Origin of the sequence: Mesorhizobium sp. Cs1321R2N1 (genome assembly GCF_037179725.1) — a bacterium.
Taxonomy (GTDB): Bacteria; Pseudomonadota; Alphaproteobacteria; order Rhizobiales; family Rhizobiaceae; genus Mesorhizobium; species Mesorhizobium salmacidum.
On the sequence record NZ_JAPYKP010000155.1, the window covers coordinates 1 to 14,750 of the forward strand.

Annotated in this window: 12 protein-coding genes, 1 tRNA gene and 2 pseudogenes; 9 read left to right on the forward strand and 6 right to left on the reverse strand. The window is 61.7% G+C overall.

Features of this window, described 5'->3' with window-relative positions:
- Positions 1-424: 424 nt before the first annotated feature.
- Positions 425-514, reverse strand: a tRNA-Ser gene (locus O7A61_RS27160).
- Positions 515-907: 393 nt separating this feature from the next.
- Here O7A61_RS27160 and O7A61_RS27165 point away from each other — a divergent pair.
- Entirely contained in the window at positions 908-1,087 is a 180-nt protein-coding gene (locus O7A61_RS27165; RefSeq protein ID WP_140711542.1) for a hypothetical protein, read from the forward strand.
- A gap of 552 nt (positions 1,088-1,639) precedes the next feature.
- On the opposite strand, the gene O7A61_RS32665 is transcribed toward O7A61_RS27165, so the two are convergent.
- Positions 1,640-1,987, reverse strand: a complete 348-nt coding sequence (locus O7A61_RS32665) for a hypothetical protein (RefSeq protein WP_084636492.1) — start codon at positions 1,985-1,987, stop codon at positions 1,640-1,642.
- 689 nt (positions 1,988-2,676) lie between these two features.
- Here O7A61_RS32665 and O7A61_RS27170 point away from each other — a divergent pair.
- The 7 genes from O7A61_RS27170 (at position 2,677) to O7A61_RS27200 (ending at position 10,280) form a co-directional block, all read left to right on the forward strand.
- A complete protein-coding gene (locus O7A61_RS27170) occupies positions 2,677-3,900 on the forward strand; it encodes a septal ring lytic transglycosylase RlpA family protein (protein WP_337132414.1) in 1,224 nt (407 codons plus the stop codon).
- Between the two features lie 95 nt (positions 3,901-3,995).
- A complete protein-coding gene (locus tag O7A61_RS27175; RefSeq protein WP_337132415.1) occupies positions 3,996-5,159 on the forward strand; it encodes a D-alanyl-D-alanine carboxypeptidase family protein in 1,164 nt (387 codons plus the stop codon).
- Positions 5,160-5,240: 81 nt separating this feature from the next.
- Positions 5,241-5,915, forward strand: a complete 675-nt coding sequence (gene tmk, locus O7A61_RS27180) for a dTMP kinase (RefSeq protein WP_337106942.1) — start codon at positions 5,241-5,243, stop codon at positions 5,913-5,915.
- Positions 5,912-6,967 carry a DNA polymerase III subunit delta' gene (locus O7A61_RS27185; protein WP_337132416.1) on the forward strand — a complete coding sequence of 352 codons (1,056 nt, stop codon included), beginning with the start codon at positions 5,912-5,914 and terminating at the stop codon, positions 6,965-6,967. Before tmk ends, O7A61_RS27185 begins: the two co-directional genes overlap by 4 nt.
- Before the next feature lie 141 nt (positions 6,968-7,108).
- A complete protein-coding gene (gene metG, locus O7A61_RS27190) occupies positions 7,109-8,662 on the forward strand; it encodes a methionine--tRNA ligase (RefSeq protein ID WP_337132417.1) in 1,554 nt (517 codons plus the stop codon).
- Positions 8,662-9,462 (forward strand): TatD family hydrolase, encoded by an 801-nt coding sequence (locus tag O7A61_RS27195; protein ID WP_337132418.1) that lies wholly within the window; start codon positions 8,662-8,664, stop codon positions 9,460-9,462. Before metG ends, O7A61_RS27195 begins: the two co-directional genes overlap by 1 nt.
- The gene (locus tag O7A61_RS27200; RefSeq protein ID WP_337132419.1) at positions 9,459-10,280 is read left to right on the forward strand and encodes an MBL fold metallo-hydrolase; all 822 of its coding nucleotides are present in this window, start codon (positions 9,459-9,461) and stop codon (positions 10,278-10,280) included. Before O7A61_RS27195 ends, O7A61_RS27200 begins: the two co-directional genes overlap by 4 nt.
- Positions 10,281-10,498: 218 nt before the next feature.
- Here O7A61_RS27200 and O7A61_RS27205 read toward each other — a convergent pair whose 3' ends face one another.
- Positions 10,499-11,161: an imm11 family protein gene (locus O7A61_RS27205; RefSeq protein WP_337132420.1), complete on the reverse strand. Its 663-nt coding sequence runs from the start codon at positions 11,159-11,161 to the stop codon at positions 10,499-10,501.
- Between the two features lie 311 nt (positions 11,162-11,472).
- Between O7A61_RS27205 and O7A61_RS27210 the strand changes: the two are divergent.
- Positions 11,473-12,383 (forward strand): annotated as a pseudogene (locus tag O7A61_RS27210) (agmatinase).
- Positions 12,384-12,431: 48 nt separating this feature from the next.
- Here O7A61_RS27210 and O7A61_RS27215 read toward each other — a convergent pair.
- The 3 genes and pseudogenes from O7A61_RS27215 to O7A61_RS27225 form a co-directional block, all read right to left on the reverse strand.
- Positions 12,432-13,316, reverse strand: coding sequence for an aldose 1-epimerase family protein (locus O7A61_RS27215; protein WP_337132421.1), 885 nt, complete (start codon positions 13,314-13,316; stop codon positions 12,432-12,434).
- A 200-nt stretch (positions 13,317-13,516) separates the two neighbouring features.
- Positions 13,517-14,233 carry a Bax inhibitor-1/YccA family protein gene (locus tag O7A61_RS27220; RefSeq protein WP_337132422.1) on the reverse strand — a complete coding sequence of 239 codons (717 nt, stop codon included), beginning with the start codon at positions 14,231-14,233 and terminating at the stop codon, positions 13,517-13,519.
- Between the two features lie 24 nt (positions 14,234-14,257).
- Positions 14,258-14,750, reverse strand: a pseudogene (locus O7A61_RS27225) (anti-sigma factor); the annotation flags it as partial.

Consider the following 14,750-nt stretch of genomic DNA (forward strand, 5'->3'; position numbering starts at 1 on the left):
ACCCGCTCGCGAAGATCCATCGAATACCCTGCCATCCATGCTGGCCTCCTCCCAGCATGCATGTTGAATCAGAACGGCGATGATTTGGGAATCCCACGACTCTTATAAATTTCATCCCGCTCTAGGCACCCGCCTGGGGCTTGAGCACGCTCATGCACGGTGACTTGGTGAAGATGTTCCGGTGCGAGTGCAAGCAGGCGGGCAGGGACCAGCGCCCGGTGTTCTTCACCTGTATCCCGGATTATGGCCGAATAGATCGGGAGATTGGCAGAAAGGGCCGACTCTTCCCAGGGCCTTATTCTGTGCAACGCCAAGCAGCCAGGGAAAGCCTGGCCAAAATCGGCGCTGGCTGCCGAGAGTTGAGCAGATGAAGAGCACACCGCAAGGTAAAAATGAAAAAACCTCGGTGATTTTCAATGAGATATGGCGGAGGGAGTGGGATTCGAACCCACGGTGAACTTGCGCCCACGCCGGTTTTCAAGACCGGTGCCTTAAACCGCTCGGCCATCCCTCCAAGTACTTACAAACGCTGCGCTTTTTTGATTCTGCGTCCGGTCGAGAAATGCCGGCTGCTGCGCACTTTGCAACTATTTGCGTTTTCGATCGCTGCTTATAGCCGCCTGCAACGCGACGTCAACTTGCTCCGCTACGTCGGCCTGCATTCCCGCCATCACATGGGAATAAACGTCCAGCGTGATTTTGATGTTCGAATACCCCAGGCGCTCACAGCACGCGCCGCGAAACAGAGACCAACATTGGAACCAATCCACTGTGGTCTGTTGTCTCCGCAGCGTGGAGATGTCCTCTCAACTCCTAGCGAAAGTCCGCTGCCCGAGGCAACGGCTTTCTTGTTTTTGGAACCCGAGCCTCCCGTCCTTGTTTCTGGAGAGAACTAAAGGAGGCGGATATGGAACCGAAGTCATCACGCGACGTGCCCGGTCCAAAGCCCCGCAAGGACAAAGACAGGGACACCCGAGAGGCTGTCGTCAAAACGCCCGAGAAGACGAACAATTGGGATCATGATGCCGTGCATGGAGATGGCGATACAATCGACATGCGGCCTGAGCTGGGCGTGGAGTCGAAATAGCCGACCCCGCCGCCCATCGTTGACCTATGCTGGCCTCGAACAGGCCCGCTACCGTTCCTCACACCTTGAAACCTCTATGCCGCTTCTCACGTGTTAAGAGATAGCTTGGGTTTCCAACGCTCCGGCTATGTCCCTTGATTCATCCTGGGGACTTCCGGCGGGCTTTTTTGCATCTGGTGGCGGGAAGGCGGCCGGCGCAGCTCGGTGCAGACCAAAGCCCGGTCGTTGTGGGCCTATGGCTCGGGGAAGCGGGAGAACCGTTTCGCTCTATTTGCAACAACTGCAGTAACAGTTGATTCAACCATTGCTGGTATCTTCAGGCTAGTATGGTGGCGGCTCCGACAGTGCGGCGGGGGCTGTGTTGCCGGAGCCGCCTGCGCAGTCCGGATGGGACTGGACCGCGCTGTCTCAGAATAGGACAGCGCGGTCAACGATCCGTTAATTTTTGCGATCTCGCAGGCCAGGCGGGCATCAGCCGTTATCCCTCAGCTTCTCGACCGTGGCGACGATTGATACCGCCAGCGCTTCGGCCTTATCCAGAGGGCATGGTTGCTAGTTAGGATCGCCTGCCCTCGATCCTCCGTGGGATCCGCCGCCGGCGTTGTCAGAGTGGCCTCGCTCGAACAGGAACTGAGTATGGACCTGACCGGGAGGGCCGCCTTGAGGATGGCCGGGAGGGCCGGCGTGGGGGTGGTTCTTGTCCCCCCCTCCGTTGCCAGGACGTGATCCGCCTGATTTGGCAATCGCCTTGGAATTCAAGCTTGTGCCGAGCAGGAGAGTTACAGCCGGCGGCGTAACCGCAGCGAAACGCCCCGCCTTCTTAAGAAAGTCCCGGCGCGCTTGAGATTCCGATACAAGGCCCTGGTCGAGTTTCGAGCCGTTCGTGTTCTGGGTCGACATGTATAAAGCCTCCAATTCAACACTACCGTACCATTCGCAGCATCGGCCGCCAGCAAGCTAATGGGCTTAGATGGGTGTATGAAAGAAGTAGAATTCTTAGAAGAGGATTCCGCCCGCGCCGGTCCCGCCGGTGCCATGCATGAAGAAGGTTGGGTTTTTCTACTTTTTAGCCATAGCTAACGGAACAAAAACGTTCAAAATCTATTGAATTGGCAGTTGCGTAAGCGTTGCGTTGTTGAGTTCTGGATTGAGCCTACATTCGGTAAGCCGTCGTTGCCCGCCCTCGGGAGAAGCCTTCCGAGGGCGGCGCCTGAACAGCCCTTCCTGATGAGAACTACCAAATGCATACGCAGAAACGCGACGCTCCGCGCTCGCGGGCGCGATCACCGTTGTTCCTGGCCTTGGAGCGGCTTTCAGACGCCGGCAACTTGCCGACGAAGCGGAGATCAACCGCCTGATCGCTTCCTGCAGGCAGGCTCCGCAAAGACATACCTCCCTAGCCAACGACAGGACGGGCAGTGTCACAATCTTGCCCGGTTCCGGCCACAATCGGTTAATACCGTGATAAACAATTCCTGCGCACAAAGGATCGGGGTCCGAGGCGTCGTTGGCATTGTCGAGTGAGTGCTTGGCTCCTCTGATGGTCGGATACGACGTCTTTGGTTGAGACTTTAGGGGGACAATCAAGAATGCAGGCTGTGACGCACCCGCGTCTTCGTCGCGTTGCCACGGTTGCGTTGCTTGCAGCGTCTGCTGCATTGCTTGCCGCTTGCGCGTCGCAGCCTGAGCCGAAAGGCATGGTCTACAAGAAGACCCGCTACAAGGAATATTTCGCCGAGACCGAATATGGCGTGAAGGCCAGTCCGCGCGCTGCCTTCATGCGGCGCGGCGGCGGCCGCGACCAGCTTGGCAAGCCGTATCAGGTGCGCGGCAAGTGGTATTATCCCAAAGAAGACAAGAAGTACGCCAAGGTGGGTCTGGCCTCGTGGTATGGCGACGCCTTCCATGGCCGGCTGACCGCCAACGGCGAAGTCTACGACACGGCGCATCTGACGGCGGCGCATCCGACCATGCCGCTGCCCAGCTATGCCCGCGTCACCAACCTCGAAACCGGCAGTTCGGTGATCGTGCGCGTCAATGACCGCGGCCCATACCATGAGGGCCGCATCATCGACGTCTCTGAGCGAGCCGCGCAGATGCTGGACTACGACAAGGTCGGCACCGCGAAGGTGAAGGTCGAATATGTCGGCCGCGCACCGCTCGACGGCAATGACGACCAGTACCTGATGGCCTCTTACCATCCAGGCAACCGCATACCGGATCCGTCGGATGGCCTGCCGACCGGCGTCATGGTAGCCATGAACGGACCTTCGCCGAGCCTCCCGGTCGGCGCGGCCGCTGTGCCGTTTCCAGGTCAGCTGACCGATGCCGCAACCCCGGTGCAGGGGCAGATGTCCGCGCAGTCGGCGGCCTTCGGCGATCTGGCGCTGCCCGATTTCGGACCGATCGTGCCGGAACGGCCGGAGATCAGCCTGCCGCCGCAATCGCCGTTCGCCATGGCCTCGCTGTCCTATGCGAATGAACGCGTCCATCACGCAGATGTTTTTGCCGCTCTGGATGACAGCGGCATGTCGCCCACCGATATCCTGCGGTCGTGGAAAAAGAACGGCCGCCAAGCGGCGCCGTCCAGCCCAGATTATGTCGCCGCCGGCACGTTCGACGATGCTACCGAAGCCAAACGTGTGGCCTCGGCACTAAAGCCCTTCGGCAGAATAGAAATCCAGCGCTCCGATCTCGACGACAATGACTGGTATGCGGTCAACCTCTATCCGGACGGCCATGGCGACCTGGACGAGTTGCTGAAGGCGGCATGGTCCCACGGTGCGCCCGATGCGCTGGTCGTGCGCGACTGATCCAACAGCCGGCTTTCCGCCCGGCTGTTGATCCCTCAGCGAAAAAGCCCGATAGTTTCGGCACGCCGGAGGGGCCGGCCAACGGGTCGAATTTCATGCAGTTTCGCTTGCTACAGCCTTTTGCCGGGTTCTTTCTCCTCGGCCTCCTGCTCACGCTTTCGCCGGCCCAAGCGCAGCTTTTCGAGACCAAGGCCGCACAGGCTTTCATGATCGATGCCGACACCGGCACGGTGCTGTTTTCGAAAGATGCCGACAAACCCATTCCGCCGGCCTCGATGGCCAAGCTGATGACGATGGAGGTGGTTTTCAACGCCCTCAAGTCCGGGCGCCTCAAACTCGACGATACGTTCGTGGTCAGCGAGAACGCCTGGCGCAAAGGCGGCGCGCCGTCGGGAACCTCGACGATGTTCGCCAAGCTCAAATCGGCGATCCGGATCGAGGACCTGATCCAGGGAGTGACCGTGCAGGCCGCGAATGACGGCTGCATCGTTATCGCCGAAGGCATGGCCGGATCCGAGGACAATTTTGCCGCAGAGATGACCGAACGCGCGCGCCAGATCGGCCTCAAGACATCGACTTTCGTCAATTCGACCGGCCTGCCGGCCGATGGCCAGCAGACAAGCGTGCGCGAGCTGGCGCAGCTCGCCCTGCATCTGTGGCGCGAATACCCGGATTTCTATCGCTACTATGGCCTGAAGGATTTCACCTGGAACAAGATCTCGCAGAGGAACCGCAACCCGTTGCTGGCGATGGACATCGGCGCCGACGGCCTGGCTGTAGGCGCGAGTGAGGCGTCCGGCTTCGGCATCGTCGCTTCGGTCAGCCACGGCGGCACGCGGGTGATCGCGGCAATGAGCGGGTTGGCCAGTGACAAGGAGCGTGCCGAAGAAGCGCGCAAACTGCTCGATTGGGGCGTTCGTTCGTTCGCGAGGACCGAGATATTCGCCAAGGACGAGGTGGTCGGGGAGGCCCAGGTCTTTGGCGGTGCGAAATCCGGCGTGACGCTGAAGGCAAAAGGTCCGATCGACATTTTCCTGCCGATCAGCAACCGCGACAAGCTGACGGCCAGGATCATCTACTTCGGCCCGGTCGCCGCACCGGTGGAGGAGGGCCAACCGGTGGGCGCACTGCGGGTCTGGATCGGCGACACGCTGAGCCAGGAGACACCGTTGTTCGCGGCCGAGTCGATCGGCGTCGGCACGTTGTCGCAACGCGCGCTCGATGCCGTCGAGGAACTGGCGGTCGGCTGGCTTCGATAGTGCCGACGGCATGGACGTTTTCCCTGTCGCGGACTATCTAAAGCGCAACAACCCACTCAAACAGGAATAAAGGCCCCTCGGTTGGCGCGCGGATTTTTCATCACCTTCGAAGGCGGCGAAGGCGCAGGCAAGTCGACACAGATCGAGCGGCTGGCCACAAAGATGCGCGCCAAGAAGTATGATGTCCTGCGCACGCGTGAACCGGGCGGCTCGCCGGGCGCCGAAGCGGTCCGGCATGTGCTGCTTTCGGGTGCCGCCGAACCGTTTGGGCCGAAGATGGAAGCGCTGCTCTTCGCTGCCGCGCGTTCCGACCATGTCGAGCAGGTCATTCGGCCGGCGGTCGAGCGCGGCTCCATCGTGCTTTGTGACCGCTTCCTGGATTCCTCGCGTGTCTATCAGGGCGTTACAGGCGGGATCGACCCGGCATTCATGGCCATGCTGGAACAGGTCGCCATCAACGGCATGATGCCCGACATGACGCTCATCTTCGATATCGACCCGGCCGAGGGCTTGAAGCGCGCGACAGTGCGGCGTGGCAGCGATGCCGTCGCCGACCGCTTCGAAAAGGAGACGCTGGCTATCCACCAGGCCCGCCGCGAAGCGTTCCTGGCGATCGCGGCGGCAGAGCCGGAACGCTGCATCGTCGTCGATGCCTCCGCCGATCCGGACACGGTGGAGGATGTCGTCACGGCGACCGTGTTCGCGGCACTGGAGGCAAGGGCGCCCGAGCGCAACAGGCAGGTCGCACCGGTATGATCTTCGAACGCATCGCGCCGGAACAGCATGACACGCTGGACGGTGTGCCGGAACCTTCCGAAACGCCACGTCTGGTCGGGCACGGGCAGGCCGCCACCATGCTTGCCGCCGCCTATCGCGCGGGAAAGCTGCCGCACGCGCTGATCTTCGCTGGACCGGTCGGGATCGGCAAGGCGACGCTCGCCTTCCATCTTGCCCACCACCTTTTAAAGCATCCAGCCTTCGAGCAGGCGCCCGGCAACCTTGCGGTTCCCGATCCGGCCTCGCCGCTGTTTCGCCAGATCGCCACCGGTGCGCATCCGGGGGTGCTGCATCTGACCCGTCCCTTGAACGACAAGACCAAGAGCTTCAAAACCGTCGTCACCGTCGACGAAATCCGCAAGGTTAGCCGCTTCCTGTCGCTGACTTCGCATGACGGCAGCTACCGGGTGGTGATCGTCGACCCGGCCGACGACATGAATGCCAATGCGGCCAATGCCCTGCTGAAGAATCTCGAGGAGCCACCGGCACGGACCCTGTTCATTCTCATCGTCCATGCGCCGGGCAGTCTGCTGCCGACGATCCGTTCGCGCTGCCAGGTGGTGCGGCTGACACCGCTCGACGCCAACGAACTGATGGCGGTGCTGGAGACAGCGGAGCCGCCACCACCGGACGATCCGGTCGCGAGGGCCGCACTGGTCGAGCGGGCAGGGGGGAGCGCCCGCGGCGCAATCCTGTTGACGCAGTATGGCGGGCTGGAGATCGCGCAGACGCTCGATGGCCTGGTGGCGACGGGAAAGAGCGATATTGCCGGTGCCTACCGCCTGGCCGAGGCCCTCGCGGGCAAAGACCAGGCGATCCAGTTCGACATCTTCAACCGCCGGGCGCTGGACCTTCTGTCGGACGCGGCAAGCCAGGCGGCGAGGGCTGGCGATCTCAAGCGGGCCAAAACACTCTCCGATACTTGGCACGAGGCCTTGGACGCTATATCTGAAACGGACACCTACAATCTCGACAAGAAGCAGCACGCCCTGACCATGATCGACCGCCTGAATTCTGCAATGCGAATGTGACGGCCTTTTTGGTGCATGCCGTTGGCCCCCCAAACAGGAGCCACTTTTGGGCGGCGTGCACTGGTCTCGGGATGGCAATCGCCATTCCGATGCGATATCCACCGCCACGGCTTCCATTCAGACATTCATGACGGTTCATTCATGTCACGCGACACATTCTACATCACAACCGCGATTTCCTATCCGAACGGCAAGCCACATATCGGCCATGCCTATGAGCTGATCGCCACCGACGCGCTTGCCCGCTTCCAGCGGCTCGACGGCAAGCAGGTCTTCTTCCTCACCGGCACCGACGAGCACGGCATCAAGATGCTGCAGACGGCAAAGAAGGAAGGCATTTCCGCGCGCGACCTGGCCGACCGCAACTCGGCCGAGTTCAAGCGCATGGCGACCGCGCTCAACGCCTCGAACGACGATTTCATCCGCACCACCGAGGAGCGGCATTCCGCGGCTTCGCAGGCGATCTGGAAGGCGATGGCCGCCAATGGTGACGTCTACAAGGGCGGCTACGCCGGCTGGTATTCGGTGCGCGACGAAGCCTACTACGGCGAGGAAGAGACCGAGGTCCGTCCCGACAATATTCGCTACGGGCCACAGGGAACGCCGGTCGAATGGGTCGAGGAAGAGAGCTATTTCTTTCGGTTGTCGGCCTATCAGGACAAGCTCGTCGCGCTTTATGAAAACCAACCCGACTTCATCGGTCCGGCCGAGCGCCGCAACGAGGTGATGAGCTTCGTCAAGTCGGGACTGAAGGACCTGTCGATCTCGCGCACCACATTCGACTGGGGCGTGCCGGTACCTGGCGATGAAAAGCACGTCATGTATGTCTGGGTCGACGCGCTGACCAACTACATTACCGGCGTCGGATATCCCGATGAAAAGGCTGACAATTGGCGGTTTTGGCCGGCTGATGCACACATCATCGGTAAGGACATTGTACGCTTCCACGCGGTTTATTGGCCCGCTTTCCTGATGTCGGCCGGCATCCCGCTGCCGAAGCGCGTCTTCGGCCACGGCTTCCTGTTCAACCGCGGCGAGAAGATGTCGAAATCGGTCGGCAACGTCATCGACCCGTTCACCATGATCGAGCATTACGGCCTCGACCAGGTGCGGTACTTCTTCCTGCGCGAGGTGCCGTTCGGGCAGGACGGCAGCTACAGCCATGAAGCGATCGTCAACCGTACCAATGCGGATCTGGCCAATGGTCTCGGCAATCTGGCACAGCGCTCGCTGTCGATGATCGCCAAGAATTGCGGCGGCGTGGTGCCAAAGCGCGGCGATCTGGCGGAATCCGACAAGGTGATCCTGGATCAGGCGGTCGACGCTCTCGCCACCGCGCGCAAGGCAATGGCCGAACAGGGCATCCATCTGGCACTGGCGGCGATCTTCGGCGTGGTCGCGGAAGCCGATCGGTATTTCGCCGGTCAGGAACCTTGGGCGCTCAAGAAAACCAATCCGGAGCGCATGGAAACGGTGCTGTGGACGACGGCCGAAGTGGTCCGGCGCGTGGCCGTTCTATGCCAGCCCTTCATCCCGGGCTCGGCCGGCAAGCTGCTCGACCTGCTGGCGGTGCCGGCGGACGATCGCGATTTCGTGCATGTCCACGCCGACCATGCGCTTGTGTCCGGCACGGCGCTGCCGGCACCGGAGGGCGTGTTTCCGCGCTATGTCGAACAGACGGACGCGAACGCCTGATGCTCGTCGACAGCCATTGTCATCTGGACTTTCCGGACTTCGCCGAGGAGCGGGCGGCCATAGTCGCCCGCGCCAAGGCGGCCGGTATCGGCCGCATGGTGACGATCTCCACGCGCGTGAAGCGGTTTCAGCAAGTCGTTGAGATCGCAGAGACTTTCGACGAAGTCTATTGCTCGGTCGGCACCCATCCGCACAATGCCGCCGAGGAGCTCGACGTCACCACCGCCGATCTTGTCCGCCTCTCCACCCACCCGAAGGTGGTGGCGATCGGTGAAGCGGGGCTCGATTTCTTCTACGACAAGGCACCACGCGATGCGCAGGCGCGGAGCTTTCGCGCCCATATCGCCGCCGCCCGCGAGACCGGGCTGCCTCTCGTCATTCATTCGCGCGATGCCGACGACGACATGGCCGCCATTCTCGAGGACGAGACAGGGAAGGGCGCCTTCCCGTTCATCCTGCATTGTTTTTCGTCGGGACGGCGGCTCGCCGAGGTTGGCGTATCATTAGGCGGCTATGTGTCGTTCTCGGGCATCCTGACCTTCAAGAATTCGATCGAATTGCGCGCCATCGCCGCCGATGTGCCGCATGACCGGCTGCTGGTCGAAACCGATGCTCCATATCTGGCGCCGGTGCCGTTTCGCGGCAAACGCAACGAGCCGGCCTATGTCGCGCAAACCGCCAAGGTGCTGGCCGAGACGATCGGCGTCACCGAGGCTGAAATCGCAGCGTTGACCACCGACAATTTCTTGCGGCTGTTTGGAAAAATGCCACGCCCGGACCAGCGGGCGCCCGAGGCATGAGCGACCGGCTGCGCCTCACCATTCTGGGCTGCGGATCGTCGCCAGGCACGCCGCGCATCACCGGCGACTGGGGCAATTGCGACCCCGTCAATCCCAGGAACCGGCGCATGCGCACGGCCGCGCTTGTCGAGCGCATCGCTGCCAATGGCGGCCGCACCACGGTCGTCATCGACACCGGTCCGGATTTCCGCGAGCAGATGCTGATGGCTTCAGTCAGGCGTATCCATGGTGTGCTCTACACGCACCCGCATGCCGACCACATCCACGGCATCGACGATTTGCGCGGCTATGTGCAGGAGCAGGGGCATCGCATCGACATCCATGCCGACGAGCCGACCATGCTACGGCTGCGCCAGGCGTTCGGCTATTGCTTCGAGACGCCGCCAGGCAGTTCCTATCCGCCGATCGTCGACGCCCACATCATCGATCATTCCAGGCCGGTTGTGATCGAAGGAGAGGGGGGTGCCCTCACCTTCGAGCCGCTGCCCCAGATCCATGGCGACATCATTTCGCTGGGTTTCCGTATCGGCGGGCTCGCCTACTGTCCCGATATCAGCGACTTTCCCAAGACCACCACAGAGCGGCTGAGAGGCCTCGACATGCTGGTCATCGATGCGCTGCAGTACAACACGCATCCAAGCCATCTTTCGCTTGGCCAGGCGCTGGACTGGATCAAGGCGCTTTCGCCTTGCAACGCCGTGCTGACGCACATGCACGTGCCGCTCGACTACACCGCCGTGATGACTGAGACGCCCGACAATGTCGAACCAGCCTACGATGGCATGGTAATCGAAATTCCTTACGAGTCAGAACGATAGAGACAGCGGCTCAGTCGGCTTTCAACCCGCCGTTCGAATGTTCGATCATGAGTTCGAGGTCGTGAGGTGCCGGCGTGGTGCTGTTCACGATGTTGCTCGTCAAAGGCCGAAACCGCAGCAATTCCCGGGCTGCGCCCAATGCGCTAGTTCCATAATCTATCTTATGCGACTTTTGTCACAGTGTGAGAAGCATCTCGAATCCATCTCGCAACCCTGCTTTACAGCCCTGCCTTCCGAAGCAGACCGGCCCAGAAGCTTCTGAGCAACCTCGCGGATGAGACAGGCGCACGCCGCTTCACGCCGCGGTATTCGATCCTGTCGCGACCGACCGTTTCGTCGTTCCAGGCCAACTCAAAGGCGATGCCTTTGAGCCCGAGGTCTCCGATCTGACGCACGATGGTTTCTTGCAGATAGATATCGGATCTTCGCACGCCATCGGCACGCTCCGGCAGCTTGAATATCTCGGCCCCGGCGATGGCCTCGGCCCGAAGGACGAGGTTTTCGATCGTCATGATGCCGCCATCGTTAAAGCGGACGATTCCTGAACGTTCTTCATCCAGCGCATCGACCACAGTGGTGACGTTGAAGAGCGATATCGGCTCGTCAGCACGAAGCGGCAGGAATTCGCCATACGGTTCGAGAATCGGCCGTAGCGACTCCAACGCCGTGCCCCTCAGAATGAGCACGTGCTCGCCAAGCCAAGGAAAATCCGAATACAGCCGGGGTGTTCCGTCGTCTTGCTCGCGCAGGAATTTCATCCGGGGCGAACGCCATCGCTTCTGGCTCCGGCCCCCGAGGGTCGCGAATAGTTGGTAGTCGTCGGGTTGATGGGGAAGAACCCATTCCTGCCCCTCCACTACACTCAAAACATAGATTTTCACCCGACCTCCTAACCCTCGTCCGCTCAAGGCAGTGCTGCTCCGCAGGTGTACTCCTCCTGAGGTGTATTCGGCCTCGCAGCGGATTTCGAACGGCGCCCCCGATACAGACACGTCGTCGAGACAAACGCATCCGGTTTGGCGAACCGCCCGCACCCAACATATTATTGTAGATGACGCGGCTCGAAACGCCGGGAATGAACCCAATGCAGGCCCAGCATGGGATCAAGATTTCGACGATGGAATCCGGCATACAAGGCAACTACCCTGCCCCAATCCGTTCATCATGCGTCGGTGGGACTGAAGGCGATCAGATGACCACTCGATCTTCCTTTCTGGGCTTGTCCGATCGCCTTGCCGATGGCACGGCGCCCCGCGCAGTGATCTTCGGAGCTGGTCACGGCAGCACCTATCCCGGCAAAGACAGCGGCAGCCATGCCTTGGCCGCCGATGCGATCCGTGTTGCAAGCCAGGGTGATGCCGCGCTCATCGAGCATTGGGATTTCGATCTCGGCGGCCCGCTGTTCGACGGCAGGCCGATCTGCTGCGTCGACGCCGGCGACATCCTGACCACCATGCATGACAATGCCGGCAACCGCGCCCGGATCGAGGCGAAGACGCGCGAGGTCCTGTCATTGCCGGCCGTGCCCATCCTGCTCGGCGGAGACGATTCCGTGGTCATTCCCTTCCTCGCCGGCTTCGCGGATCACGGGCCTGTCTGGATCCTGCAGATCGACGCCCATATCGACTGGCGCGACGAGGTGCATGGCGAACGCCACGGCTACTCCAGCCCGATGCGCCGGGCGAGCGAGATGGCGCATGTCGCCGGCATGGTGCAGGTCGGACTGCGCAGTGTCGGCAGCGCACGCCTCACGGAGATCGAAGCGGCGCGGCGCTATGGCAGCCGTTTCGTGACCGCCCGCGAGATCCACGCCCATGGTGTCGAAGCGGCGCTCAGGCACATCCCGGAGGGAGCGCGGGTCGTCGTCACCCTGGACTTTGACAGCCTCGATCCCAGCATCATGCCGGGCGTAGCAGCGCGTACTCCCGGCGGCCTCACCTACACGCAGGTCATCGATCTCATTGCCGGCTGGGCAAGCGGGCGAGGATCGCCGGATTCGATCTTGTGGAGTTCTATCCGCCAGCCGACATTGACGGCCTGTCGGCGCTGACCGCCGCGCGTCTCCTCGTCAATGTGATCGGCGCCGTGGTCCGGCAGATTTGAAACCCGAACTGAAGTCGAATACGGCCCCTGCCCAGCCTGCAGGAGACTTTACCGAGGCCCCTGCTCCAGCCTGATCCGGTAACTCAGCGAACGCTTCGCGCCCGGCGCGATCAGCATTAGGCCGGGTTTGTCGGTGAACTCTCCATCGAAATCCAGCGGGCTGGCCATGCCGTGCCAAGGCTCGATGCACAGGAACGGTGCGCCGCTGGGTTTGGACCAGATCCCCAGTTCCTGAAATCCCTGCCATGAGACCTCGATCGCCGGACCGTGACCGGCGCCGTAGCGAACGCTGTTGCTGGCCGGCCGGTCCAGGATCACGGCGTCTTCGTCGAACAGCCGTTCGGAGAGTTCGAGGATATTGCCTTTGACAGGCGTTGGCTGCGGCTTCGCGGTGAGCAGGCCATCCTTCAGCCGGCGGATCGGTGTTGGCTCGTCATCGGAAAAGGTCAGTCGATAATCCGTTTTGGCCAGATCCGGCAGCAGCGGCCAATTGAATGCCGGATGCGCCCCGATCGAGGCCGGCATCGGCTCGTCTCCGGAGTTGGTGACCTCCAATCCTATCTCGAGTTGCCCCTCGCCCAGCCTATAGGTCACGGCCAGGCGGAATGCGAACGGGTAGTGGGTTCGGGTTTCCGTGTCGTCGGTGAGCACCAGCGTACAGGATCGAGGCCCCCTCTGCGCCCACATAAACGGCTTGTCGCGGGCGAAGCCGTGTTGCGTCATCGGATAGGTCTGACCGCGATGGCGCAGTTGATCGCCCTTCAGCCGGCCGACGATCGGAAACAGCACCGGTGAATGGCGCAGCCAGGCCGGTCCGGCCTGCCACAGGAACTCAAATCCTTGCGTATCCCTTAGCGAAACCAGTTCGGCGCCTTGCCCGGCAATGGTCGCCGATATGCCGTCGCCATGAAGCGTCAGGCTGTCCTGTTCCATATGTCCTCGCGGTCCGTCTGGTGTGGCCGGCAGGCTAGCAAATGGCCAGGAGTGAACTCAAGGCGGCGGACGCAGCATTTCACACAGTCGCGATGAACGTCGATGGCGCGATGGGCCGGGCGCCGTCTCAGATGAAAAAGTGGCCGGAGGTTTCCCTCCGGCCGCGGCAAGATGCCAGCTGCTTCCTGCTACGGTTCGGATTATTCCCGCTCGCCGGTGAAATTCAGCAGCAACTGGAAGATGTTGATGAAGTTCAGATAGAGTGAGAACGCGCCGAAGACGGCGAGCTTCTGCCGCGACTCCGCATCGAAATTCTCCGCATACTGCTCCTTGATCGTCTGCGTGTCCCAGGCGGTCAGGCCGATGAACACGGCGATGCCGATCACCGAGATGGCGAACTGCAGCGCGGTCGAGCCGAGGAAGATGTTGACGATGCTGGCGATCACCACGCCGATCAGGCCCATGATCAGGAAGGACGAGAACTGGGTCAGGTCGCGCTTTGTCGTGTAGCCATAGAGGCTGGTGGCACCGAACATGGTCGCGGCGATGAAGAAGGTGCGCGCGATGCTGGTTCCGGTGAAGACCAGGAACACCGAGGCCAGCGACAGGCCCATGACGGCACAGAAGGCCCAGAACATTGCCTGCGCGCTTGCCGCCGACATGGTCTGCATCTTGAACGAGAACAAGAGCACGAAAGCGAGCGGCGCCAGCATCACCACCCATTTCAGCGGGCTGGAAAAGATCGGCACATAGAGAGCCGGCGTCGACGACACCAGCAAGGCGACAAGGCCCGTAACCACCAGGCCGAAGCCCATATAATTGTAGACGCGCAGCATGTGCTGGCGCAGGCCCTCGTCATAGACGGCTCCGGTCCGGACGCCCGTGCCCACGCGGTATCCAAGATTGGGCGTATTCATTTTGAGGTCTCCTTTGTGGATGGGTCAGTAAAGCGTTCTGGCGAGCGTTTCGGCGGCGCGGTCGAGATCATGAACCTCGCTCTTCGCGACAACCGCGTAGGCGACATCGCCGATCTGGAAATAGGCCGAGGAGATATCGCCGGAGGGCGCGACGGTCGGTTTGACCACATCGAAAGTGCCCGGCCGGATCGCGAACAGCGACACCAGGCCCATCTCCTTCGTTTCAACCGCGATCTCGACGCTCGGGCCGAAGCGCGACGGATAGATCTGCACGTCGCGGACCTTCCAGTCCTTCGGCAGCGACGGCATGACGATGGCGGTGGCGGCGCGGATCTCGCCGGCATTGTAATTGGGCGCCTCGGTCTGCGAGGGCATGTTTTCGCGCAGCAGCGTCGTCCTGTGTGCCTGGACAGCCTCGTCGACATAGGCGGGCGGCTGCGGCGAAGCGACGACCTTTGTCACCGACATCGGCCCGACGATACCGTTGGCGAGCCAGCCGGCGGCAACGAAGGCGGCG

Excerpts from the sequence above, each read along its gene's own strand:
- O7A61_RS27165 (WP_140711542.1), top strand. The coding sequence starts at position 908 with ATGGAACCGAAGTCATCACGCGACGTGCCCGGTCCAAAGCCCCGCAAG.
- O7A61_RS32665 (WP_084636492.1), bottom strand. The coding sequence starts at position 1,987 with ATGTCGACCCAGAACACGAACGGCTCGAAACTCGACCAGGGCCTTGTA.
- O7A61_RS27170 (WP_337132414.1), top strand. The coding sequence starts at position 2,677 with ATGCAGGCTGTGACGCACCCGCGTCTTCGTCGCGTTGCCACGGTTGCG.
- O7A61_RS27175 (WP_337132415.1), top strand. The coding sequence starts at position 3,996 with ATGCAGTTTCGCTTGCTACAGCCTTTTGCCGGGTTCTTTCTCCTCGGC.
- O7A61_RS27185 (WP_337132416.1), top strand. The coding sequence starts at position 5,912 with ATGATCTTCGAACGCATCGCGCCGGAACAGCATGACACGCTGGACGGT.
- metG (WP_337132417.1), top strand. The coding sequence starts at position 7,109 with ATGTCACGCGACACATTCTACATCACAACCGCGATTTCCTATCCGAAC.
- O7A61_RS27195 (WP_337132418.1), top strand. The coding sequence starts at position 8,662 with ATGCTCGTCGACAGCCATTGTCATCTGGACTTTCCGGACTTCGCCGAG.
- O7A61_RS27200 (WP_337132419.1), top strand. The coding sequence starts at position 9,459 with ATGAGCGACCGGCTGCGCCTCACCATTCTGGGCTGCGGATCGTCGCCA.
- O7A61_RS27215 (WP_337132421.1), bottom strand. The coding sequence starts at position 13,316 with ATGGAACAGGACAGCCTGACGCTTCATGGCGACGGCATATCGGCGACC.
- O7A61_RS27220 (WP_337132422.1), bottom strand. The coding sequence starts at position 14,233 with ATGAATACGCCCAATCTTGGATACCGCGTGGGCACGGGCGTCCGGACC.